The sequence below is a fragment of the Herminiimonas sp. GW821-FHT09C12 genome (assembly GCF_059416385.1).
Genome location: NZ_JBWKPC010000002.1, coordinates 745,718 through 770,180, shown reverse-complemented (window position 1 = coordinate 770,180; position 24,463 = coordinate 745,718). Strand labels below are relative to the sequence as shown.

Below are 24,463 nucleotides of genomic sequence, written 5' to 3'. Positions count from 1 at the left end.
GCATCTCTAAATGTGATACAGCTTATCATTACTAATCGTTTGTAGTGTTCGCCATGTATCACTATTATTCTCTCTATACAGGGCAAAAGCCTTCAATGGATGGAACCACACATGGCTTCACGTATCGATCTTCCCGCCATCGCCGTTGGCACGACTGCGACCCTTGCTGCGGTTGGTTTGGCGCGACTCGCGTACACACCATTATTGCCAGCCGTCATTCATCACGGCTGGTTTCTAAGCTCGCAAGCGGTTTATCTTGGTGCCGCCAACCTCTTGGGATATTTGCTGGGCGCACTGATGGCGTATCGACTTTCTGAACGGTTTGATGCACGCAGACTGTTGGGAGCCTCCTTCCTTGGCATCGTACTGAGTTTTGTGTTGTGCTCTCTACCGGGAGCATTTAGCTGGTTTTTCTTCTGGCGCCTTGTATCCGGCTTTACTGGCGGCATTCTGATGGTGGTCGGTCCTTCGGTTGCGCTAACGGATACGCCACCTGAGAGAAAAACAGCGGTTGCCTCTTTCGTCTTCACCGGCATAGGCATGGGCGCGATACTCTCTGCGACCTTGATACCCATGCTGCTCCGCTTCAGCCTGACTGGTGCCTGGCTCATCCTTGGCGTCATCACATTGCTTGCCGGTCTACTCTGCGATTGGGGCTTGCGTAAGTTGGTCGTAACTCAGGCAACGACTGTAAAGCATCAAACGTCTACTGATTCATCCGCAGTTCCAGCATTGAGCCTGGCTGCATTACTTGTCGTCATCGCTTACGGCTTTGATGCGGCGGGCTTCATACCGCACACCGCTTTCTGGGTCGACTTTCTTGATAGAGAAAAATCGCTGGGTACGAGCGCAGCTTCATTCCAATGGCTGCTGTTCGGGATAGGTGCAATTATCGGCCCGCTGGTTGCCGGTTTTCTTGGCAATCGTTTGGGCTGGCATCGCAGTTTGGCCTTGGGATTTTTTATCAAGGCACTCGCGATTGCCATTCCCTTGCTGTCGATCTCATTCTTCTGGCGCTCTGCCTCTTCCTTGATCGTCGGCGTCATGGTGACCGGATTGGTTGCTCTCACATCCGGCAGAGTAATGGAGTTGGTCGGGCCTGCAGGATACAAGCGCGTATGGGGAATCGGCGCAGTGTCCTTTTCCAGTGCGCAGGCTTTATCTGGTTACGGCATGTCTGCGCTGTATGGCATCTTGGGCAGCTACGTACCACTCTTCGCCATCGGCAGCATGCTGCTCGCAAGTGGCTGCCTGCTGATTATGCTCACACCGAAAGCGCAAACTTCTCCCGCGATAGCCGCGCTGGCTTTATGCAAAAAAGGAAATTGATATGCAACTCTTCCTCAATCGCACTTCACCATACGCCCGCGTCGCACGTATCGTCGCCTTGGAAAAAGGACTGGAATCAAACTTGTTATTGCTATGGAGTGATCCGTGGGCAGATGAGCCAGCTCTACTGCAACGCAATCCTGTCGGCCGCGTCCCGATTTTAGTCACTGATGATGGTCAGAATATTGCCGAGTCATTGCTGATTGCCTTGTATCTGGACCAAGCGTCAGACATCAACAATCTGATTCCAGAAAATGATTTGGCCCGAACACTACACATCGTCGGACTCGGCCAAGGTTTGATGGATGCGTCTTTCTCGACCATGATCATGCGCAAGCATCACGGCAATGAGATAGATGCAGGCATTCTTGGCCAACGTCGCCAGCGCGCTATCGAGCGCACGCTACTGTCGCTGAACGAAACCTACAGTACATTGCCTGCTGATCGATTGACACTGGCGGAAATCGTTGTAGCAGTCGCGCTAGATTACGTCGCCTTCCGCTTGCCGCAAGTTGAATGGCAGCAAAAGTATGCTGCATTGCTTGCTCTGCATGAACGCATGAAAAAGCGTGAAAGTTTTTCGCAAACAATATTCGCATAAGCCCATTTGATCGAACACTGGCAGCAAAGATTTCCTCTACTCCGCCGCCCTCCAAATATCTAGCCAAACAGTCATCTAATTGGGGGCTGATTTGCTTCCGTCTTATATTTCAATTATTATTGAAATGTCGAATTAAGGAGCCACATGGATACCAAAGACACTATTGCAGCCCTCGCCGCACTCGCTCAGGAATCACGTCTCGCCGTATTTCGCTTGCTGGTTCAGCTTGGCCCGGAAGGCATGGCCGCCACCAAAATTGGCGAGCAATTGGGTATTGCACCTTCTTCCATGTCCTTTCACCTTAAGGAACTGGTGCATGCAAATCTGATTGCAGCACGACATGAAGGTCGCTTTGTCATTTACTCAGCCAACTTCAGCACAATGAATGCGTTGATCGGCTTTCTGACTGAGAACTGCTGCGGTGGCAATGTTTGTTCGCCCGTTATCACTTGCTGTCCGCCTGAAAACACTCGCTCTTAATTTAGCCCCAATTTTTCTCGGCAAAGCTCAACAATGCTTACGCAGCACAAGGTGCAATGACTATGTCTGTTCAATGTGAAGCCACCGGCAAGCATGCTGCAAATGCATCCATGAGTGTTTTTGAACGTTACCTCACACTCTGGGTGGGCTTGTGCATCATTGTTGGTATCGTGCTTGGTCAGATATTTCCAGTTGCGATACAAACCATCGGTTCACTGGAAATTGCCAAGGTCAATCTACCTGTCGGCTTGCTGATCTGGGTAATGATCATCCCGATGCTGATCAAGATTGATTTCGCTGCATGGAATCAGATCAAGGGACATGTGCGCGGTATAGGCGTAACTCTGTTCATCAATTGGGCAGTCAAACCATTCTCGATGGCTTTTCTTGCATGGCTATTCATCCGCCACTGGTTCGCGCCGTATCTACCTGCTGATCAATTGGACTCGTATGTGGCCGGCCTCATTCTGCTGGCTGCCGCACCATGCACCGCGATGGTTTTTGTATGGAGCCGCCTGACGGGTGGCGATCCTTACTTCACGCTATCGCAAGTTGCGATGAACGATCTCATCATGGTGTTTGCATTTGCGCCATTGGTTGCCTTGTTGCTAGGCGTATCCAGCATCACCGTTCCGTGGGCAACGCTCGCCACATCCGTGCTGCTCTACATCGTTGTGCCCGTGCTGATCGCGCAAATCTGGCGCAAGGTTTTATTGAAACGCGGCCAGGCCAGCTTCGATCAGATGATGGAACGCATACAGCCGTGGTCTATTTCTGCCTTGCTGCTTACCTTGGTTTTACTGTTTTCCTTCCAGGGCAACACGATCATCGAACAACCATTCGTGATCGCATTACTGGCAGTGCCGATACTCATACAGGTATTTTTTAATTCGGCATTAGCCTATTGGCTGAACAAGATTGTCGGCGAAAAGCATTCCATTGCTTGTCCGTCTGCATTGATAGGTGCATCCAACTTTTTTGAACTGGCCGTCGCGGCAGCGATCAGTCTGTTCGGCTTTAAATCAGGTGCGGCGCTTGCAACTGTCGTCGGTGTGTTGATTGAAGTTCCGGTCATGTTGCTGATCGTCAGTATCGTGAATCGCAGCAAGAGTTGGTACGAAGCTAAAAACTGAACAAGCATTGTTCATTTTAAAAATATCACGGAGTTTTCTATATGAATGCCACGATTTATCACAACCCTGATTGCGGTACCTCGCGCAATACCTTGGCACTCATACGCCATGTCGGGATCGAACCTGTCGTCATTGAATATTTGAAGCATCCACCCACTCTTCAAACACTGATGGCATTGATCGCAGATGCAGGCATGACAGTACGCGCAGCCATACGCCAAAAAGGTACGCCTTATCTGGAACTTGGTCTCGATGATCCTTCGATCAGCGACACACAGTTGCTGGAAGCAATGATCACTCATCCGATTTTGATTAATCGACCATTTGTCGTGACATCAACAGGCACAAGATTGTGTCGACCTTCTGAATTGGTGCTCGATATCCTGCCACCATCACCCAAAAAATCATTCACCAAAGAAGATGGCGAACTTATTCTTAATGAAGAGGGACAGCGTGTCACACCAGTTAACTGATTTACCCAATATCGATCCTGAACATTTTCGAAAACCAATGCAGGAAAATTTCGCGGTTACAGCAAAGTTATCTCACGCACCAAGATTTCTGCTGCTATACGGTTCAGTGCGCGAGAAATCCTATAGCCGATTTCTAACAATGGAAGCTGCTCGCCTGCTTGAAGCGATGGGAGGTGAAGTAAAAATCTTTGATCCGCGCAACTTACCTCTGCCGGACAGCGCGCCAGAGACACATCCTAAAGTGCAAGAGTTAAGAGATTTAGTGCAATGGGCGGAAGGCATGGTGTGGTCTTCACCTGAACGGCATGGTGCTATGACCGGCATCATGAAGGCTCAGATAGACTGGATTCCATTGTCGATTGGAGCGGTACGGCCAACACAAGGAAAAACGCTGGCCCTGATGGAAGTGTCCGGCGGCTCACAATCATTCAATGCACTGAATCAGATGCGCATACTTGGTCGCTGGATGCGCATGATTACCATCCCTAACCAATCTTCCGTCGCCAAGGCATTTCTTGAATTCGATGATAACGGTCGCATGAAGCCATCGGCTTATTACGAACGCGTTGTCGATGTCATGGAAGAACTTTACAAATTTACACTGCTAACGCGCGATGCCTCATCATATCTGGTCGATCGCTACAGTGAACGTAAAGAAAGTGCCGAAGAATTAAGTAAACGGGTGAATCAAAAAGCAATTTAAAAAGTGGTAAATCCTCGATCGCACGCCTACATATATTTTCAATATTATTAATTTCTTTTAAGACATTCTTAAGTTTCATCCTCTACTATGCATCTCATAGAACATCAATCTATGGGGCGTACGCGTGAACCAAACAGATGACATTGCAGCATTAGAACCTTATACAGAACTTCGCTCTCCCCAACGTCAGCTAACATTTTTCGGCAAAACCTATCTAGCCAAAAACGTTACGATCCTGTTTGGCATAGCCTTCCCGCTTTTCCTTTTTATTGCTCTGGCAATCGATATCAAGCATGGCGTCGCTTACGCGTTTGATACTTCTTTCTTATTGACGCTGCATTCCTATGCGACGCCCTTGCTGGATCTTCTGGCACTCAAAATATCAGCGTTTGTCACCTTGTTCAGCTTGCTTGTGCTGGCTTTTTTCGCATTCCGTCGTCAATGGCGCATAGCCTTTTTCTGGCTGCTGGCTGTCGGTGGCTCTGCCATTTTGAATTCACTTGCCAAACACATTTTTGAACGCGTCAGACCTGCTCTGTGGACACTGGTGGCACCGGAAAGCTCATTCAGCTTCCCCAGTGGCCATACGATGCAGGCAATGACTATTGCGCTCACGCTCATTCTTTTGCTGCGCGCCAGCCGTCATATTCGCGGCATTGTCATTGCAGCCAGCGGATTTGTCGTGCTCGTTGGTTTATGCCGTATGTATCTAGGCTTGCACTACCCTACGGATATAGTCGCCAGTTGCCTGCTGTCAATAACATGGGTAAGCACTCTTGCCATGTTTTTGAGTGAGAATTATTACAGTTCATCTCCAGGTTTACCCAAGCGCTAAACCTTGCCGCCATGAAACTTAACCCGCTCTTAACGGGGCCGTTAGTACCCTCCACAAATGAAGGCACGTCATGTGCAGGATCAGGTGTGGACGAAAGGGAGTGCGGTATGCGCGTATTGCTGATTGAAGATGATTCAATGATCGGTGAGAGCCTGGAAGAAGGCTTGCGTAAAGAACGTTATGCAGTGGATTGGGCGCGGGATGGCAATACAGCCGACCTTGCATTACGCAGTCATGAATATGACATTATTTTGCTCGATCTTGGCTTGCCAAAAAAAGATGGCATTACCGTGCTGGATGAATATCGCCGCAGAAAAGGTGATGCAGCAGTACTCATTATCTCCGCGCGTGATGCAACAGCTGCGCGCATACAAGGACTTGATGCCGGGGCCGACGACTATCTGATCAAGCCATTCGATCTGGATGAATTATTTGCCCGTATGCGCGCCCTTCTGCGTCGCCGTTCCGGACGCAGTAATCCTGAAATGGCTTATGGTGAATTAACCGTCAATCCTGCCACGCGTGAAATTACTTTCAAGGGTTTGCCACTGCATTTGTCTTCGCGCGAATTCACCGTGCTTCTCGCTTTACTAGATCAACCCGGCCGCATCATGTCCAGAGCGCAGTTGGAAGAACGACTGTATGGCTGGAACGAGGAAATCGGTAGTAATGCGGTTGAAGTCTATGTGCACGGACTGCGCAAAAAACTGGGACCTGACTTTATCCAAAACGTGCGTGGCATAGGATACAAGGTCGGTATAGCGGCATGATGACGATACGCCGTCAGCTTCTCATCTATCTGTTTGGCGGCATGATCTCAGCCACGCTGTTGGCAGGTTTTGCTACCTACATTCAGGTGCGATCCGAGATGGGCGAGATGTTCGATTACCAAATCAAGCAAATTGCGATTGCACTGCCAGCTGAATTATCGAACGGTCACGAATTACCAGCTGAAAGCGATTTGGAAGATGAAATCGTGATGCAGATATGGGATGGTGATGGTCAACTCGTATTCACATCCGCACCGACGATACAGCTACAAAAGGTCAATGGTTTTGGCTTTAACTACACGTCCTTCAAGGACAAAAAATGGCGTATATACAGCGAGCTTGACCAAGGCCGCACAATTCAGATTTCGCAACCTGTAGCCATCCGCAATCGTATCGCGGTAGCGATGGCATTGCGCTCGCTCATACCATTCGTGATTCTGATTCCTATACTGGCACTTCTTATCTGGGTAGTGGTTGGACGCGGTCTTGCCCCTATGCAGCGCTTGGCAAAATCCATCAGTCAGCGTTCACCAGATGCACTCGACCCATTACCGGATGAACTCTATCCACCTGAACTGCGTCCGATGTTCATCGCATTGAACGGTCTATTAACAAGAGTAGATCAGGCTCGTTCGGCACAACGCGCGTTTGTCTCGGATGCTGCACATGAGCTGCGTACACCTTTGGCAGCATTGAAACTGCAATTGCAATTGGTCGAACGTGAAAACACCGATCGTAAATTGGAACCAGGTTTCGCCAAATTACATGAGCGCATCAACCGGGCTACGCACTTGGTACAACAGTTATTGACACTGGCCAGACACGAACGTCAGATGCCAGAACGCACTTACAAGCATATCGATTTGCGCGAATTGGTTGCTCGCGTTGTATCTGATCACATGCCGCAAGCTGAACACAAAGGCGTTGATCTCGGCGTAGTCACACAGGACGACGACAATGGAAGCCCCATCACTATCATGGGCGATGAAGACAACTTGCGCATACTGCTCGGCAATCTTGTAGACAATGCAGTGCGCTACACACCTGCCAACGGTCGCGTTGATGTTAGTGCATCCATGACTGGCGATACCGCATTACTGCGGGTTGCAGACAATGGCACCGGCATTCCCGTAGAAGACCACGGCCGCGTATTTGATCGCTTCTATCGTCGCGAAGGAACCGGCGAATCAGGTAGCGGACTCGGCCTGTTTATCGTAAAAACCATCGCCGCCCAACACCATGCCACGATCAAACTAAGCACCGCACAGAGCATAGGTGGCCTGCTCGTTACTGTCAGCTTCCAACCTGCGCCAACAAGCAATTCTCCATCTCGTGCAAGCGCTTCTGCTTCCACTCTTCTTCGAGACACCAATGAGTCGCCTAGCATTTCCTGAATTAAAACCGTTTGCAGCATCCGTCGGCAACACCACGCGACATGCCATCATTCGTACACCGCATCGTTATCTGTGGTGGTTGCTCGGCGCAGCCATCCTGTTACTGGTCTATCGCATAGGGCTCATGGCGCTGCTGCCTTTGGCCGACACTACCGAAGCGCGCTATGGCGAAATTGCCAGACAAGCTGTTGCCAACGGTTTTTGGCTGATGCCACACATCGATCCGAACACGCCCTTCTTTGCCAAGCCACCGCTATCGACATGGGCCAGTGCCGTCTCGATGATACTTTTCGGCGTCAATGAATTTGCCGCGCGCTTGCCCGCATTGCTGGCATCGCTGATCGCGCTGTGGGTCGCGATGTCATTCGCCAAAGAATTGGAAATACGTCAGCGCTGGCTGGTCGCGCCGGTACTTGCGACATCACCGCTATTCTTTCTATGCGCTGGCGCTGTCATGACGGATGCGCTGGATATGGTCTTGATTGTCGCTGCGCTGTATTTTGCATGGCGTGCATTGGATGCTGCCGACAAAGGTCATCCTGAACGCCGCTGGCGCATCGCATTCTGGGTCATGATAGGTCTGGGTGCGCTGTGCAAAGGTCTCGCGACATGGGCCTTGATCGGGCTGCCCTTGATTGCTTATGCCGTCACAGAACGACGCCCTCTGCAAATGTTCAAGCAAGTCTTCGATTGGGGCGGCGTTGCGATTGCCGCATGCATTTTCTTGCCTTGGTATATCGCGGCTGAATATACCAATCCCGGCTTTTTGAATTACTTCATTATCGGCGAGCACTTCTCACGCTTTTTGGTCCCGGGTTGGAAAGGTGATCACTACGGCATCGCACAACATCAACCTATCGGTGCCATCTGGATATTTTGGGCGCTCGGGATGTTGCCGTGGATAGGCGTGTTTGTCATGGAACTGCTACGCTTTTTTTCCAAGCAGCGAAAACAAACAAAACCGATAGAGCGCTTCTTGTGGTGCGCTACCTTGGCACCGCTGATTTTCTTTACATTCAGCCGCAATATCATCTGGACGTATGGGCTGACTGCAGCATTGCCGTTTAGCGTACTCGCTGCGCGCTGGTTGGAAAAAGCTTCAGCCACGATGCAGAGACGCACCAGTATGGGTGTCATGGCCATTGCTTGTCTTTACATTTTAAGCGGACCATACATACAAGAAAAAGTCAGCGCCAATTCAGATCGCGACCTCATAGCCGCCTTTAATCGCATCGCCGAACCTGGCACAGAACTAGCCTATCGCATGCATCCGGCATATTCATCCGACTACTATTCAAAAGGCAATTTGGAATACGATCCAAATGCCGCACTGGCAAATAATCCAGAGAAAGAATTGGTCGTGATTGATAGCGCCGACATCAAAAAAGACACCATCAAGGCCGATCATGTTTTGTATGTCGGGAAGTCTCACGCGTTGATACGCCCCGAATAAACACGTAACGCTCTATCCAGGCCTGCGTCGAAACCATCCTGCAAGCGATAAGCGATCTCGCGTTGCAGGCAATACTTCATGCAGCATATCGGCCGATAGAAACAATACAAGGCGGCTGCCTGAAGGTGAAATATCTTCGGTAGATTTTCCTTCCGGATGCAGACGCAGTGCGCCGCCTTCTTCGAGCAGCCACTCATGGTTGAGATAAATCACAACTGAGACTGTGCGACAGTCATCATCGCGAAAACGATCCAGATGCTTTAAGTAAGAAGCGCCGGGTGAGTAAAAGGCGAAATGACTTTCGTACTCTTCCAGTCCCAGATAGAGCGTGCGATTCAAGGCGATACGCAACTCTTCCATGATCTGCAAATAACGATCACACGCAATCGACTGCCCCGCTTTGAGCCAGACAATTTGATCGCCACGTATCTCTGGTCGTACGGCCTGTACGTCACCGCGGCCTACGCCAGCCAGTTTCAACGCGCCGCTGCCCATCAATGCCTGACATTCGGCAGCCAATGCCAAGGTCAACTCTTCCGATAAAAAGAGATTCTGCTGCGACCAACCTTGTTCGCTTAAATCGTCACCAATATTCAGTCGCTGTGCATCGCTGAAATATTCGGGATGAGCGGGGATTGCTGTAAGCATCGTTTTGAGTCTTTTCTAAAAAACGTGCTTTTAATTACATCACCGCTAGTCATACCCATGACGCAGCAATCGCAAAGAATTACTCTCAGCTGGCAACGATCCGATAAACGCATCGCCCTGCATCGGCCAGCACATGCTGTTCGCGTGTCACGGTAGCATCCTTTCCCACGACCTCTTGAAACAATTTCAGCTCGGAGCGGCAAAAGCCCTGGCAAGTCCGCGCCGCGGCGCAAATAGGACAATGATCCTCGATCAGCAGCCAATCCTTGCCGTCACGTTCAACACGCGCCATATAGCCTTCTTCCGTGCGCACGGCTGCTAACCGCTTCAATCGCTCTTGCACTGTTTTGCCAGTACAGCTTTGTGTGTACACCGTGCGGGTTTCTGACTCACGCTGGGTAATCAAGCGTTCCAATCCTTCTTCACCAAACAGTTGTCGGACGCTGCCGATCAATTGCACCGTCAACTGCGCATGCGCATCGGGGAAGCGTGCATTGCCGGCATCGGTCAACACCCAACTCTGGCGCGGCCGCCCCACTCCAGACGCAGCCTCCTGACGACCGGCAATCAAACCGGCTGTCATCAGCTTCTGCACCTGCTGCCGCGCAGCTTCAGCGGTCATGTCCAGTGCGCGAGCCAGATCTGCAGTCGAAGTCGGCCCCTTCGTTTTGATAAAGAAGAGGATGCGATCTGCAGTTTGTGTGGAATCCATATTTTCCAAGTAATTACTTGCGTAATTCATTGCACCAGCCTATTATCCAAGACAATGATTGGATAATAGGCTGTCATGGCCATCGTGTCGAGGAAATAATGAGCAACAACCATATACCGCCTGCCACTTGGGGCGCTCTGTTGCGCGGGAAAAACGGCTTGCGCGCACTGGCACTGACAGGCGGTGTTGCACTGCATGCCATCAATGTACATATCGTCACGACCGTTTTACCTTCCGTCGTCCGCGAAATCGGTGGACTGGATTGGTATGCATGGAACACCACTTTGTTTATGGTGGCTTCCATCATAGGTGCTGCTTTTTCGGTGCGCTTGCTGGCGGCGCTCGGACCACGTTCGTCTTATCTGTCTGCCTTGCTGATATTTACAGTTGGCTCCGCCGTCTGCGCCATGGCCAGCTCGATGCCCATGATGCTGGCTGGACGCAGCATCCAAGGTTTGGGTGGCGGCTTTTTGGCAGCGCTCAGTTATGGCTTGATACGTGTCGTGTTTGAACCACCGCTGTGGCCGCGTGCGATTGCATTGGTATCCGGCATGTGGGGCATCTCCACTTTATGTGGACCGGCAGTCGGCGGTTTGTTCGCTGAAGCAGGCCACTGGCGCTGGGCGTTCTGGACCTTGCTGCCGATTGCACTCGCCCAGGCTTCGCTTGTCGCAGTACAGTTACGTCCAGAAAATCTGGCAACGGTGCCACGAGCTAAAACTGCACCGCCCGTACCGCTACAACAAATTGCTTTACTCACCGTATCAGTATTGGCAATCGCTGCAGGCAGTCTGTCGCCTGTGCTGTTATGGCAAACCGTGGGAGTAGGTATTGGCTTGCTACTTGGTGCGGCGACGATATTCTGCGAACGCCGGGCCAGCGTGCACATGTTGCCGACGCGCGGCACCGAACTCAGCACGCCGCTCGGCGCGGTGTATGCCAGTATCGCCTTGCTGCTGATAGGGATCATGACGGAAATTTTCGTACCCTACTTCCTGCAAACTTTGCATGGTCATGCGCCACTGACCGCTGGTTACCTGACGGCAGCGATGGCTGCCGGCTGGAGCGTAGGTTCGCTGTTGTCTTCAGGACATAACAATGCAGGCGCGGCACGCATGTTACGGGCTGGACCTACCTTATGCACGATCAGCCTGATAGCGCTGGCAATCCTGATTCCATTTGATCTGGGCTTGCATGTGCATCTGCGTACAACGTTGTGCGCAATCGCACTGGCTGGTGTTGGTGCCGGCGTCGGCATAGGTTGGCCGCATCTGGTGACACGCGTGTTGACGCTGGCGCCGCATGGCGAAGAGTCCACTGCTTCCGCGGCTGTAACCACGGTGCAGCTTTACGGTATGGCGGTCGGTGCGGCGATTGCCGGGTTGGTGGTGAATGCTGCCGGCATAGGTTCGCCGGGCGGTGTCGTCGGTGCACAATCGGCGGCTGTATGGTTGTTTGCCAGCTTTGCATTTGCACCAGCTTTGGCGGCATTACTGGCACGCCGTATCACTACGCACAATTAATAAAGCGGTGTTGCCTTGGCAGGCAACACCGCTTCAAATACGCTGCAAACAAGGATCAGTAAGTGCCTGGGATCAGGATATTTTTGTCGACTCGCTTCACGTCTGTCAGGCCACAAAACGCCATCGTCAAATCCAGTTCGTTTTCTATGATTTCCAGGCATCTGGTGACGCCCTCTTCACCCATCGCACCCAGACCGTACAAAAACGAACGACCGATGTAGACGCCTTTCGCACCCAAGGCAATCGCCTTGATCACGTCTTGGCCGGAACGTATGCCGCCATCCATCTGCACTTCGATTTGATTACCGACAGCATCAACAATACTAGGCAGTGCAGCAATGCTGGACAAAGCACCATCCAATTGACGACCACCGTGATTGGAAACGATCAACGCATCCGCACCACTTTCCACCGCGAGTCGCGCATCTTCTGCATCCATGATGCCTTTGATGATCAGCTTGCCACCCCAGCGCTGCTTGATCCATTCCACATCTTTCCATGACAGCGCCAGATCGAATTGCTGCGATGTCCAGGCAGACAATGACGACATATCTGATACATCACTGGCATGACCAACGATATTGCCGAAGCTGCGACGCTTGGTACCCAGCATACCCATGCACCAGCGCGGCTTGGTCATCATGTTCAAGATGTTGGCAATGGTCAGCTTCGGTGGTGCAGACAAACCGTTTTTCAAATCCTTGTGGCGTTGGCCCAGTATCTGTAAATCCAGCGTCAAAACCAGCGCGGCGCAGTTGGCTGCTTTCGCTCTATCGATCAAGCGCTCGATGAATGCACGGTCCTTCATCACATACAGCTGAAACCAAAACGGCTTGCTGGTATGCGCAGCGATATCTTCGATAGAGCAAATACTCATCGTCGATAAAGTAAATGGGACACCGAATTTTTCAGCGGCTTTGGCTGCAAGAATCTCACCATCGGCATGCTGCATGCCGGTCAAACCTGTAGGCGCAATCGCAACCGGCATGCGGACCTCTTGTCCGACCATCGTGGTTTTGAGCGTGCGATTTTCCATATTCACGGCGACGCGCTGGCGGAACTTCATCTTCGCAAAATCGCTGCTATTGGCGCGATACGTCGATTCCGTCCACGAACCGGAATCGGCGTAATCGTAGAACATCCGGGGAACGCGCTTCTGCGCCAGTACGCGCAAATCTTCGATATTGGTGATGACCGCCATGAATAAGTCTCCTTTTTAAACGATCAATTCAGATTGATACGCTGGATGTATGCATCAGATTCTTGATTTTTCTACATGGCATTCTATTTCCTCTACGCCAGCTTTGAGTTGAATGTTTTTAATCTATGCGACCACATTTGGCTCATTCGGCCTTCCGATGCTGATTTTCACCCTTGAGAACACCGATGGAAATCTTGAGAGTGTCGTTAAATATATATTGCATTTAATATGCAGCATATTTAAACTTCTCCCCTTGAAAAGCATGTTTGGTATTAAATAGGCATGCAGCATCAATTCACCGCGGCTTTATAAAACAGCGCCAGCCAAGCGTCCTGTGATGTAATGCCGGATCAAGTATTTCGCTAGGAGCAGTATGGTTCAATCGGCATGGAAGTCGCTACTTCGTTTATTCCCTGCTCCCGGCGCAGTCGATCGCTTTGAAAAAATGCGCGCCTGCGCTGGCGCACTGTTCGGCATCGTTCTGACCGGTCTTTGCACTTATCTCATATTGGGCAAGGACATACACGCAGCCTGGCTGATCGCACCCATGGGCGCATCATCGGTATTGCTGTTCGCCGTTCCTGCCAGCCCTTTGGCGCAACCATGGTCCATCATGGGCGGCAATTTTTTCGCCGCGTTGATTGGTGTCACCTGCGCCAAACTAATAGACGAACCAATATTGGCCGCCGGCCTCGCCGCTTCGCTTGCAATCGCCGCCATGTTTGCCTTCCGCTGCATACATCCGCCTAGTGGTGCGGTTGCCCTGACGGCTGTATTGGGCGGGCCCGCTGTGCATGCGATGGGATACAACTTTATCCTGATGCCGGTCATGCTCAATTCCCTGCTACTCCTGTTGACTGCCTTGTTCTACAACAATGCAACCGGTCGTCGCTATCCGCATCGACCCTTGCCCGACAATAGTAATAAACACAAAACATCGGATATCGCGCCAACCGAACGCATAGGCATCGCGCCGCAAGATCTGGATGCGGTGTTGACGCGTTACAACCAAGTGCTTGATATCAGTCGTGACGATCTTGAAGCCATCATGCTGCAAACAGAAATGCAGGCGTACCGTCGACGACTGGGTGAAACGCTGTGTTCCAGCGTCATGTCGAAAGATGTGGTGACGGTTGAATTCGGCACTGAACTTGGAGAAGCATGGACGCGCCTCAAGGAACATGATCTGACCGCACTCCCTGTTGTCGATAGAGGCAGACATGTCATCGGCATCGTCACCAAAGCCGACTTCCTGAAACACGCAGAGATCGAACCGCATGAAGGTCTAGCCGAGAGATTGACGCATCTGATTCGTCCTTCGCAACTGACGCATACCGAGAAGCATGAAGTCGTTGGCCAAATCATGACCACAGAGGTCTATACCGCCAATGCAGATCAATCCATTCTTGATTTGGTACCTCTAATGTCCGATGCTGAATTACATCAATTACCGGTGATCGATGAGCGTGGTCGTCTGGTCGGCATGATCTCGCAAACCGACATGATCGCTGCGCTGTACGAGCACAGCCTTGCCAGTGAATACGTAAACCGCTGATTTGATTCAGCCGTAACCAGGAGCAAAAATGCAAACCACTAATGACGCCATCAATCTGGCCTTATCCAAAGCCATCGTAGATCAAGCCCCGGATGCCATCATCTTTGCCGATCCTAGCGGCAAGATCATGATCTGGAATAGCGGTGCAGAAAGAATCTTTGGCCACAAGGCAGCAGACGTCATGGGCGGCCCGCTAGATATCATCATCCCGGAACAACTGCAGCAAGGTCATCACAATGGCTTTAACCACGCGATGTCTTCCGGCCTGATGAAGTATGCGGACAAGGTACTGACTACGCGCTCCATGCACAAAGACGGCACCCGCATTTATGTCGACATGAGCTTCGGTTTTGTACGCGATGAAGCAGGAACAGTTTTAGGTGCACTCGCTGTCGCCCGAGATATCACCGAACGTCAGGCGAATGACAGAGCACAACGCCTGCGCATCGCTGAATTGGAAAAAGCACTGCAGGAAAAATCAGGAACAGACAGCAAGTAAGTTTTAACGTCACTACAAAAAAAAACGGCAACCAGGCTATCAACCTTGTTGCCGTTTTTTGTTATTCAGCGAGATGCCTCACGCTTTGAACAAACGTTCCCTCACATGTTCTTCATGGAAGGCTGTATGCGACGGCTTGAGCAAATCGCTACGGCTGATAATCCCTACCAAACGTTTCGACTCCTTGTCTGCTACCACCGGCAATCTCTCGACATGCTGAATCGCCATGCGCCGCCCTACGACCTGACAAGTTTCCGTCGGCAAGGCAAATTTCAACGATGCATTTTCAAACAAGACAGCTAGTGATAACTCCTTGCTGTGCGCAGCAACGTGCGACAGTAGTAATTCCCTGTCGAGCATACCCAGCAATGCGCCTTGTGCATTCACAACCGGGAAGCTGCGATGCTTCTGATCCAGGTCAAAGTATTGTTGTGCGACTTCACGCAGTGTGAGGTTCGCGCTAATGCTGATCACTTCAGCAGACATCACTTCACTGACAAAAGCACGTTCTTGCGGATCAACACTGTATTCGCGATAGATATGCAAACCTCTGCGCGCGATTTTCTCCGTCATGATCGAACGCCGCATCACCAACACCGTAAAACCGTATGACACGCCAGTTGCCAACAACAAGGGCAGCAAGGCATTGAAGTCGCCAGTCAAACCCAAGGCAAAGATCGCCGCAGTCAGCGGTGCACCCAATACACCGGCCAACACCGCCGCCATGCACACCAGCGGCCACAAAGTTGGATCGCTACCCGGCACCAGATTCGCAATCACTGCGCCCAAGCCAGCGCCCAACATCAGCAAAGGTGCCAGCACACCACCAGAAGTACCTGAACCGAGTGCCACGACCCAGATGATCGCCTTGACCAGCAACAGAGACAAAGCGACTGATAGCACAATGTGATTGTTTAACAGATCAGAGATCACGTCATAGCCAACGCCCAGAGCACGTGGCTGAAAATAGCCGCCGATGCCGACCACTAATCCGCCTATCGCCGGCCACCACATCCAATGCACCGGCAACTTGCCGAACAAGTCTTCGACGCGATACAAAGCCAGCGACATCGTTGCGGACAACATGCCGCTCAACAAACCCGCCACGATGCAAATCCCGAATGCAGCCAAGCCGACAGGTGCCGTATGAATCGGGAACAGAGGTCCGGAATCCAGTAACAATGGACGACAGAAAGCAGCCACGGCACAGGCCAGTATCACCGGCAACAAACTACGTGGTCGCCATTCGAACAGAAGCAATTCCACCGCCAGCAAAACTGCTGCAACCGGCGTGCCGAACACAGCCGTCATACCAGCTGTCGCACCGGCTACCAACAAGGTTTTGCGCTCAGCAGCACTGACGGAAAAGTTTTGTGCAATCAGCGAACCGATAGCACCGCCCGTCATGATGATAGGACCTTCCGCGCCGAAAGGACCGCCACTACCGATCACGATGCCTGAGGTCAAAGGTTTGAGCACTGCCACCTTGGGCGACATCTGGCTTTTACGAAACAGTATCGCTTCTATTGCCTCTGGGATGCCATGCCCACGCACTTTGTCGGAGCCATAACGTGCGATCAAACCTGCAATCAAACCACCGATCACCGGCAGCGCAATCACCCACAAACCCAGCGTATTGGTCGCAGGAGAACGATCCTCGAACGAGAAGGTTTGGAAGAAGAAAAGATTGGTGAAGAAGTGTATCGAGTTAAGCAATACAAAAGCGGCAACCGTACTGATCGCACCAATCACGATCGCAATCGCGCACAACAGGAGAACTCGTTTATCCGGAGAAAAATCACGTTGATGAGCACGCATGATCTTATGCCCCGCCTTCACTGTCGTTAAAGGCAGAAATGCGCGCCACCTTGAACACATTGGATAAGGAGCGCAATTCATTGCGATGCAACTCAGCCAGATGACGCAATTGCTTCTCACCAACGGCCGTCAGTCGCACGCACACTTGTCGCCTATCTTCCACACCCGGCGAACGTGTCACGAGCCCGGCTTTTTCGCAGCGCGATATCAAGGCCACCGCACCATGATGCTGAATCTGCAAGCGCTCTGCCAACTGCCCTATCGTCGCCCAGTCTTGCCCGGGAAAACCTTTAATGTGCAGCAACACAAGGTAATGCAGCGGTGTCAGGCCAGCGCTCTGCGCAGCATCTTCACTGAATTTAAGAAAACGGCGCAATTGATAACGAAATTCAGAAAGAGCTTCGTAATCAGCTTGCTCAAGAGATGCGGAATCTGACATGAGATGCGTCCAATACCAAAAGATCGAAAACACAAATAATATCATATTATGATGTATTTACCAAAATGACCCCAGACGCTCTCATCCCCATCACAACAAAGCCACCCAACATCAGCATGGATATCGGAATGTAAAAAACCCGGCTGTTGAGCCGGGTTTTATTGTTTGCTGCTTTGCAAATATTCGCATGAACATTGAATTTACTCTGCCTTCGCTCCTGCTGCCTTGATGACTGGATCCCATCGTTTGATTTCAGCTGCCGTGTGCAGACGCAAAGCTTCAGGCTTTAGTCTATCGCCCTGCGGAATGACTATTCCCATTTCGGTGAAGCGCTTAACCAGATTGGGATCGCTGAGCGCGTCGCGAATCGCCTTGTTCAAACGCTCAACGACGGCGGGCGGTGTACCTTTGGGCGCATAGACGCCATGCCACACCGCAAGCTCAAAACCTGGCAACCCTGACTCTGTAAATGTAGGAACTTCCGGCATGGTCGAGATACGCTCTTTCGTCGCCATCGCGTAGGCTTTCAACATGCCCGACTTGATATAGGAACCCGTGGCGATCGGCTGATCGCAGATCAGGTCCACGTTACCCGCGATCAAATCCTGCAAGGCGGGACCAGTGCCGCGATAAGGCACCATCGTTACGGTCGTGTTGGCGGTTTGGTTGAACAGCATGGCGCAAAGATGAGACGTGGCACCTATGCCCGCATGTGAGAACTTGACCTCTCCCGGCTTGCTCTTCATGTACTTGATCAGATCAGTCACGGTGGCAGGCGCAAAACTCTTGTTGCGCACCAGAATCATGGGCACATCACCGACCAGCGCAATCGGCTCAAGATCCTTGTTCACATCAAAAGGCAGTTTGCTATACAAGGCGGGAGCTGTGGCGATCCCCATGTTGTGCAGCAGGACGGTATAACCGTCATTGGGCGCACGTACCACTTTGCCCGTGCCGATGGTGCCGCCCGCACCTCCCGCACTATCCACGATCACCGGCTGCCCGAGGCTATGCGCCATGGATGCTGCAAGTATGCGTGCCAGCGCATCGGTGGATCCGCCTGCGGCGTAGGGAACTATGATGGTGATAGGTTTAGTCGGAAATGCCATCGCCGTCGAAGCGATCACCAGCGTCGCGGCAAGAATAATTTTTTTCAGATTGCGCATTGTTGTCTCCAATATGTTTTATTCGCTAATGCTTAGGCTCTGCTATGCACTCCTTATTGAGCCAAAGCACACAAACTTCAGTTCGGTGTACTCCTCCAATCCATGATGCGAACCCTCTCGCCCCAGACCTGATTGCTTGACGCCGCCAAACGGCACGACTTCACTGGAAATCAATCCGGTATTCACACCTACCATTCCCGACTCGATCGCCTCTGCAACGCGAAAGCAACGTGTCACGTCTTGCGAGAAAAAGTAACTGGCCAGTCCAAATTCCGTCGAATTGGCAAGTTCTATAACTTCTTGCTCTGTATCGAATCGGACTAGCGGTGCAACGGGGCCAAAGGTCTCCTCATGCATGCACAACATTTGCTGCGTCACGTCCAGGAGCACCGTCGGTTCCATGAAGTAGCCAACTCCTTCGATGGACTTGCCGCCTATGGCCACATGAGCTCCCTGCTCTACCGCATCGACGATGTGCGACAAGGCTTTGTGTCTAGCCGCCTCATTGATCAACGGACCTTGCGTGACGCCTTCCGTGAGACCGTAGCCAGACTTCAAGCCCTGCACTCGTTCAACCAACTTCGCGGCAAACGCGTCATAGACGCCCGCTTGTACGTACAAGCGATTGGCACAAACGCAGGTCTGCCCGGCATTGCGAAATTTGGAAGTCATGGCAGCGTCGACGGCGGCATCGAGATCGGCGTCATCAAAGACGATGAAGGGAGCGTTGCCACCCAGTTCGAGTCCCAGCTTCTTGATCGTCGGAGCACACTGAGCCATCAGCAATTGGCCGACTCGTGTGGAGCCTGTAAAGCTGAGCATGCGTACTACCGGCGACGCAGTCAGCACGCCACCAATTTCGGCAGCGTCCCCGACTACGACATTCAGCACACCAGCTGGAATACCTGCCTCGTGAGCAAGTTCCACCAGCATGAGAGCGGTTAGCGGCGTCAGTTCGGATGGCTTGATGACCATCGTGCAGCCTGCCGCCAGCGCAGGTGCGGCCTTGCGCGTGACCATCGCCGCCGGGAAGTTCCACGGCGTAATCGCAGCGCACACACCTACCGCCTCACGCGTCACCATATTCCGCTTGTCTTGCGACGTAGAAGGAATAGTTTCGCCGTAGATGCGTTTGGCTTCTTCAGCGAAGAACTTGACGAAGCTGGCCGCGTAGCCGACCTCGCCCAATGCCTCGGCAAGAGGTTTGCCCTGTTCCAGCACCATGGTGTGAGCGATGGCCTGCGCATGCGTTTCGATCAGATCGAACCAGCGTTCCAGAAGCTTGCTGCGTTCTGCTGCAGTCCGTGCTTTCCAGGAAGGCAATGCCACACGCGCAGCATCGATAGCTTCGACAGTGTGTGTGGCGGAAGCCATAGGTACGCGTGCCACCAACTCTCCCGTGGCAGGATTGTTCACAGCTATGGTCCGACCGTCGCTATGGGATAAGGGACTACCATTGATGACACCCCACCCGTATTTCTCGGACAGTGAAACAAGATTCAAGCGCATGATGGCTTGCCAACGAACTTGTAGAGTTCGGTGTGATCTGCCTTCGGCCCCAAGGTCTGCGAAGCATCAGCTGTCATCGCATTGACCTTCTGCGCCAAGTCCATAGGCAGTTGCATGGACTTGCCTAGTGCGGCAGCAATACCGACGTCCTTGGATTGCAAGGCCAACGAGAACCCCGAGTTGAAGGCGTCATTCAGCATGAACTGATGCGCCTTGTTTTCGGTCGTGTTGTTCTTACCGGTCGAGGCATTGATCACATCCACAATCGTGGTCGCATCGATACCGAATGCTGCGCCGACGTGGATCGCCTCAGCGGTGGCAATCAACGCTGCAGCAGACACGTAATTGTTAAGTGCCTTCAGAGCATGACCAGAACCAACTGGACCAACATAGGTAATGGCTTTGCCCATCACTTCGAGTATCGGTTTTTGCTGTTCGAATACGGCCGGATCGCCACCAACCATGATCGCGAGCGTGCCATTGATCGCTTTCTTCACGCCGCCGGAAACGGGCGCGTCGATCAGAGCAATACCACGCGCTTGCAACGCAGCTGCCAAGACCCTCGTTTTGATCGGATCTGCAGAACTCATCTCTATGATGCAGGTGCCCGCTTTTAAATGTGGTGCCAGATCACTCACTACTGCATCGACAATGTCGGAGTTCGGCAGCATGGTCAGGACCACCTCGCAATCCGCAAACGACGCGCCGTTGGTGGCGACTGCAGTGCCCGTGTGTGTAGCGGCGAAATTTACTTCAACATCGTGGTTTGCATCTTTCACCACGAGTTGGTGGCCTGCTACGTGCAGCAGATGGGCCATGGGCGTGCCCATCATCCCCAGACCAATAATTGCTATGCGACTCATCTTCTGCTCCTCGCTTAAATGTCCATCTCTTTAAACACTTCCGATGCGACGCGGAAGGAATCGATGGCGGCTGGCACACCGCAATAGATGGCTGCTTGCAGGAACACTTCCTTCACTTCGTCCTTGGTCAAACCATTGTTGATTGCACCGCGTACATGCAGCTTGAGTTCATGCGGACGATTGAGCGCCGTGATCATGGCGAGATTGAGGAAAGAACGGGTCTTGCGATCCAAACCAGGACGATTCCACACATCGCCCCAGCAGTACTGGGTAACCAGCTCTTGCATGTCGATATTGAAATCGGTGGCGTTCTTGATCGAAGTATCGACGTACGCAGAACCCAAAACCTCGCGACGGGTAGCCAAACCTTTATCGAAAAGCTCTTGGTTCTTTGGTGCGTATGGACGTGTCATGGATGTCTCCTTGGTTGAAATATGAGAATGAATGTTCGCTGCTACGTTTTGGAATATATCAGATTGTCTGACAATAATACATAATATTATCTACAATTAATCAAACGTTAATCTGTTTGTGGGATAATGCTTCCCTGTAAGAATCTAGTGGGATTGCCTAATGAATCAGATGCTGCGTGTTCCGCGTGAAGAGACGTCCCTGCGCGAAAGAGCCACACAAACACTACGCAAGGCCATACTTGATGGGCACTTCGCGCCTGGGCAAAAGCTCTCCGAGCGGGAGCTTTGTGAAGATTTGGATGTCAGTCGCTCGTGCGTACGGGAGGCGTTGCAACACCTTCAGGCCGAAGGCTTGATCACCATCATCCCGCACCGTGGCCCAGAGGTCACCACCATCTCCGCAGAGGAAGTACGCGATATTTACGAGGTCCGCGCCAATCTTGAAAGCCTTGCAGGCAGAAACTTCGCAAACAATGCTTCACCTGAACAGATCCAGGCATTAAGAGCAAAGTTGACGGAGTTGGCGGAACCGGATGTTGCGGAAGACAGGTCAACCATGTTGACTGTGAAGAACCAGTTTTACGATATTTTGATCGAAGGCTGCGGCAATCTCGTAGCCGGTCAAATGCTCCAGCAACTCAATAATCGTGTGACAGTGCTAAGACGTATTTCCATGTCGCAGCCTGGCCGTTTCACAAACACGCTTAAAGAGCTAGACGCCATCGTTACTGCTATTGAAAATCGCGATGGCGATACGGCAGCACGTCTGTGCGCCGAACACGTTCAAAAGGCCGTGGACAATGTGCTGCGTAGCATGCAGGCATAATTATCAACAAGACGCCTGCTTATGGCCGAAAGTAGATGTTCAGCTTTCGACCAAAAGCAGATTCACGATGCAAGATCGTTGACTCAGAAACGCACGCGCATGCCAGCGTATGCCGAGCGTCCCGGTTGCGGAAAACCGTAGGCAGTGGCGTAGTCACGATCAAACAGATTATCGATGCCTACATACAATTGCGTCTTCTTGTCGAGGTCATAGCTCAGCTTTGTATTGACCAGTACATACGATGGCAATTCGGCGGAGCGCAGTGTGCCAGTACGTGAATAGTAGGTCTGATCACTTACGTAGAGCACACTTCCGAACCATGAAAGTTTATCGCTCAGCGGCTGCCATGCATCCAGCGTCAGGCGGTGACGCGGCAGATACTGCAATGTGCGCGACTCTGCATTCACTAAATTCTTCGCGCTCAAGTACGTATAACCTGCGCTGATTGTTCCTTTGCCGATTGCCGTACGTGCCAATACTTCCAGCCCTGTATTACGAAAACGATCCTGATTCTGCTGCACGCTATTGCTGTCTGGCTGGATGAAATTGCGGATGGCAGAGTTAAACACCGTCGCATCTACCGTGGTCTGCTGGCCCGCTTTCCAAACCACACCGATTTCGGCCGTGGTCGATTCTTCCATTTTCAAATTCGGATTGCCGCGCGAACTCTCATAGAGCTGCGACAAACTCGGTGCACGTGCCTTGCGTGACAGGCCCCCCTTCAGACGCAGAGCCGGATCGACATCAATATAGCCACTCAAAGCCGCAATCGGAGCCGACTGATCACTGCCACCATCATCACGGCGTTGGCTTACCCAGCCTGCGCCAGCAGTGATACCGCTAATGTCGTTGATCTTGTAGGCAGCTTCACCACTAAAAGTATCGACATGGGTCTGCTGACTGAAATTGAGGGCACGAATATTAAAGGTGCCTGCACCACCGCCACCACCTCCGCCGCCTCCTCCACCCCCACCGCCGCCAGCAGCGACGTCACGAATACGGCCGTTTTCACCGTAGCTGTCACGGCGCGTATCTACAGCAGCACTCAGTGTCAGGCGATCGGTAGCCAGATGTTCCACTTGCAGGTGATAACCAAGGCTGCGGCTGTCCGATGTTTTATCGAAACCACCGTTAATCCTGTTGCTTTGCAAAAGAGCGTAATCGGCATTATCAAAACGACGTTCATCCTGACGCAATTGGCTCGCATAGATCCAACCACGCAAGCGCGTGCGATCAGTAATCGCCCAATCCGCAGATAGCTGTGCTGAAAGCTGCGAAATATTGTCATTACGTTCGTAGCGAGGTACTTGTGCAAAGACATCTGTACTTGGATAAATGCCTGGCGGCTTGCCCTGACTACCTTGGCCGGCATTGATGCCTAGTCCTATTTTCAAATCGCGATTGACCTGATAGCCAAAGTTACCCGTGACGGTGGTGCTGTCAAAATCGCTGTTGCGACGCTTGCCACGTGGCTGCTCGGCAGTGCCAGCGTAATCAGTGGACAAGCGGGTATTGCCATGTTCCTGATGATCAGCTGCGATAAACCAGTCGAGCGCACCGGCCTGACCGCCAACACTGGCACTGACAGCGCGTGAAGCGTTGGTGCCAAAGCGCGCATCGACCGAAGCAGTCGTGTGGTCCGCGTTACCGCGACGCGTGATGACGTTGATCACACCAGCCGTACCACCTTCGCCATATAGCACCGACGAAGTCGCACTACGCACCACGATTTCGTCAATTTGCGTCACGGGTATCAGCGCAGGATTGAACTGACCATCGGCATTCGAGTTGACTGGTATCCCGTTCACCAGCAATTTAATCTGACGCGTGCGTTGTCCGCGCATATCGATACGAGGGGATCCTTCACCGCCGGTGCGGATGTTCAGACCCGGTATCTGTGCCAGCGCTTCGTCGAGCGTACGTGCACCGCGACGCTCGATATCCTCGGCAGTGATGCGCCAGACGGTGGTGGATTTCTCGGCGACATCGGCTTGCTGGCTACCCGCAACTTCGATCTGACCTAGTGTGTAAGCTTCGTTATCGGCAAATGCCTGCGTGCCGAAGGCGCAACTAGCTAACCCTGCTATCAGCAAGGAATGGCGTGCTGGTTTGTTCATAAT

At 52.0% G+C, this 24,463-nt stretch carries 23 protein-coding genes and 1 pseudogene; 14 read left to right on the top strand and 10 right to left on the bottom strand.

Features of this window, described 5'->3' with window-relative positions; genetic code table 11:
* Nucleotides 1-111: 111 nt before the first annotated feature.
* From AC07N2_RS13580 to AC07N2_RS13535, 10 genes are all read left to right on the top strand, one after another.
* A complete protein-coding gene (locus AC07N2_RS13580; protein ID WP_494778712.1) occupies nucleotides 112-1,329 on the top strand; it encodes a YbfB/YjiJ family MFS transporter in 1,218 nt (405 codons plus the stop codon).
* 1 nt (nucleotide 1,330) lies between these two features.
* Nucleotides 1,331-1,930, top strand: a complete 600-nt coding sequence (locus AC07N2_RS13575) for a glutathione S-transferase family protein (RefSeq protein ID WP_494778711.1) — start codon at nucleotides 1,331-1,333, stop codon at nucleotides 1,928-1,930.
* A gap of 144 nt (nucleotides 1,931-2,074) precedes the next feature.
* Nucleotides 2,075-2,410 (top strand): ArsR/SmtB family transcription factor, encoded by a 336-nt coding sequence (locus tag AC07N2_RS13570; protein WP_494778710.1) that lies wholly within the window; start codon nucleotides 2,075-2,077, stop codon nucleotides 2,408-2,410.
* A gap of 62 nt (nucleotides 2,411-2,472) precedes the next feature.
* Nucleotides 2,473-3,543, top strand: a complete 1,071-nt coding sequence (arsB, locus tag AC07N2_RS13565) for an ACR3 family arsenite efflux transporter (protein WP_494779255.1) — start codon at nucleotides 2,473-2,475, stop codon at nucleotides 3,541-3,543.
* 41 nt (nucleotides 3,544-3,584) lie between these two features.
* A complete protein-coding gene (gene arsC / locus AC07N2_RS13560) occupies nucleotides 3,585-4,016 on the top strand; it encodes an arsenate reductase (glutaredoxin) (RefSeq protein WP_494778709.1) in 432 nt (143 codons plus the stop codon).
* On the top strand, nucleotides 3,982-4,719 hold the full coding sequence (gene arsH, locus AC07N2_RS13555; RefSeq protein ID WP_494779254.1) for an arsenical resistance protein ArsH: 738 nt from the start codon (nucleotides 3,982-3,984) through the stop codon (nucleotides 4,717-4,719). The genes arsC and arsH overlap by 35 nt, the downstream gene beginning before the upstream one ends.
* Nucleotides 4,720-4,843: 124 nt before the next feature.
* A complete protein-coding gene (locus AC07N2_RS13550; protein ID WP_494778708.1) occupies nucleotides 4,844-5,554 on the top strand; it encodes a phosphatase PAP2 family protein in 711 nt (236 codons plus the stop codon).
* A gap of 107 nt (nucleotides 5,555-5,661) precedes the next feature.
* The gene (locus AC07N2_RS13545) at nucleotides 5,662-6,324 is read left to right on the top strand and encodes a response regulator (RefSeq protein WP_494778707.1); all 663 of its coding nucleotides are present in this window, start codon (nucleotides 5,662-5,664) and stop codon (nucleotides 6,322-6,324) included.
* On the top strand, nucleotides 6,321-7,718 hold the full coding sequence (locus AC07N2_RS13540; RefSeq protein WP_494778706.1) for an ATP-binding protein: 1,398 nt from the start codon (nucleotides 6,321-6,323) through the stop codon (nucleotides 7,716-7,718). The genes AC07N2_RS13545 and AC07N2_RS13540 overlap by 4 nt, the downstream gene beginning before the upstream one ends.
* Nucleotides 7,696-9,171, top strand: a complete 1,476-nt coding sequence (locus AC07N2_RS13535) for an ArnT family glycosyltransferase (protein ID WP_494778705.1) — start codon at nucleotides 7,696-7,698, stop codon at nucleotides 9,169-9,171. Before AC07N2_RS13540 ends, AC07N2_RS13535 begins: the two co-directional genes overlap by 23 nt.
* 12 nt (nucleotides 9,172-9,183) lie before the next feature.
* On the opposite strand, the gene AC07N2_RS13530 is transcribed toward AC07N2_RS13535, so the two are convergent.
* Entirely contained in the window at nucleotides 9,184-9,819 is a 636-nt protein-coding gene (locus AC07N2_RS13530; protein WP_494778704.1) for a 2OG-Fe(II) oxygenase, read from the bottom strand.
* A gap of 85 nt (nucleotides 9,820-9,904) precedes the next feature.
* On the bottom strand, nucleotides 9,905-10,561 hold the full coding sequence (locus AC07N2_RS13525) for a helix-turn-helix transcriptional regulator (protein ID WP_494778703.1): 657 nt from the start codon (nucleotides 10,559-10,561) through the stop codon (nucleotides 9,905-9,907).
* Between the two features lie 68 nt (nucleotides 10,562-10,629).
* On the opposite strand from AC07N2_RS13525, the gene AC07N2_RS13520 reads away from it, so the two are divergent.
* Complete coding sequence (locus tag AC07N2_RS13520) at nucleotides 10,630-12,054, top strand: MFS transporter (protein ID WP_494778702.1); 1,425 nt, start codon at nucleotides 10,630-10,632, stop codon at nucleotides 12,052-12,054.
* Between the two features lie 55 nt (nucleotides 12,055-12,109).
* Here the strand turns inward: AC07N2_RS13520 and AC07N2_RS13515 are convergent, their stop codons facing one another.
* On the bottom strand, nucleotides 12,110-13,255 hold the full coding sequence (locus AC07N2_RS13515) for an alpha-hydroxy acid oxidase (RefSeq protein ID WP_494778701.1): 1,146 nt from the start codon (nucleotides 13,253-13,255) through the stop codon (nucleotides 12,110-12,112).
* Nucleotides 13,256-13,628: 373 nt separating this feature from the next.
* Between AC07N2_RS13515 and AC07N2_RS13510 the strand changes: the two genes are divergently transcribed.
* Nucleotides 13,629-14,810 (top strand): HPP family protein, encoded by a 1,182-nt coding sequence (locus AC07N2_RS13510; protein WP_494778700.1) that lies wholly within the window; start codon nucleotides 13,629-13,631, stop codon nucleotides 14,808-14,810.
* Nucleotides 14,811-14,838: 28 nt separating this feature from the next.
* Nucleotides 14,839-15,309, top strand: coding sequence for a PAS domain-containing protein (locus AC07N2_RS13505; RefSeq protein WP_494778699.1), 471 nt, complete (start codon nucleotides 14,839-14,841; stop codon nucleotides 15,307-15,309).
* 78 nt (nucleotides 15,310-15,387) lie between these two features.
* On the opposite strand, the gene AC07N2_RS13500 is transcribed toward AC07N2_RS13505, so the two are convergent.
* The 6 genes and pseudogenes from AC07N2_RS13500 to pcaC all read right to left on the bottom strand — a co-directional run bounded on the left by AC07N2_RS13500 (nucleotide 15,388) and on the right by pcaC (nucleotide 21,517).
* A complete protein-coding gene (locus AC07N2_RS13500; RefSeq protein WP_494778698.1) occupies nucleotides 15,388-17,127 on the bottom strand; it encodes a chloride channel protein in 1,740 nt (579 codons plus the stop codon).
* Between the two features lie 4 nt (nucleotides 17,128-17,131).
* A complete protein-coding gene (locus AC07N2_RS13495) occupies nucleotides 17,132-17,566 on the bottom strand; it encodes a MarR family winged helix-turn-helix transcriptional regulator (RefSeq protein ID WP_494778697.1) in 435 nt (144 codons plus the stop codon).
* 200 nt (nucleotides 17,567-17,766) lie between these two features.
* On the bottom strand, nucleotides 17,767-18,732 hold the full coding sequence (locus AC07N2_RS13490; protein ID WP_494778696.1) for a tripartite tricarboxylate transporter substrate-binding protein: 966 nt from the start codon (nucleotides 18,730-18,732) through the stop codon (nucleotides 17,767-17,769).
* Between the two features lie 42 nt (nucleotides 18,733-18,774).
* On the bottom strand, nucleotides 18,775-20,241 hold the full coding sequence (locus tag AC07N2_RS13485) for an NAD-dependent succinate-semialdehyde dehydrogenase (RefSeq protein ID WP_494778695.1): 1,467 nt from the start codon (nucleotides 20,239-20,241) through the stop codon (nucleotides 18,775-18,777).
* Nucleotides 20,232-21,107, bottom strand: a pseudogene (locus tag AC07N2_RS13480) (NAD(P)-dependent oxidoreductase); the annotation flags it as partial. The gene AC07N2_RS13485 and the pseudogene AC07N2_RS13480, both read right to left, overlap by 10 nt.
* 11 nt (nucleotides 21,108-21,118) lie before the next feature.
* A complete protein-coding gene (gene pcaC, locus AC07N2_RS13475) occupies nucleotides 21,119-21,517 on the bottom strand; it encodes a 4-carboxymuconolactone decarboxylase (RefSeq protein WP_494778694.1) in 399 nt (132 codons plus the stop codon).
* A gap of 160 nt (nucleotides 21,518-21,677) precedes the next feature.
* Between pcaC and AC07N2_RS13470 the strand changes: the two genes are divergently transcribed.
* A complete protein-coding gene (locus AC07N2_RS13470; RefSeq protein ID WP_494778693.1) occupies nucleotides 21,678-22,343 on the top strand; it encodes a GntR family transcriptional regulator in 666 nt (221 codons plus the stop codon).
* 83 nt (nucleotides 22,344-22,426) lie between these two features.
* Here the strand turns inward: AC07N2_RS13470 and AC07N2_RS13465 are convergent, their stop codons facing one another.
* The gene (locus AC07N2_RS13465) at nucleotides 22,427-24,460 is read right to left on the bottom strand and encodes a TonB-dependent receptor domain-containing protein (protein WP_494778692.1); all 2,034 of its coding nucleotides are present in this window, start codon (nucleotides 24,458-24,460) and stop codon (nucleotides 22,427-22,429) included.
* Between the last annotated feature and the right edge of the window lie 3 nt (nucleotides 24,461-24,463).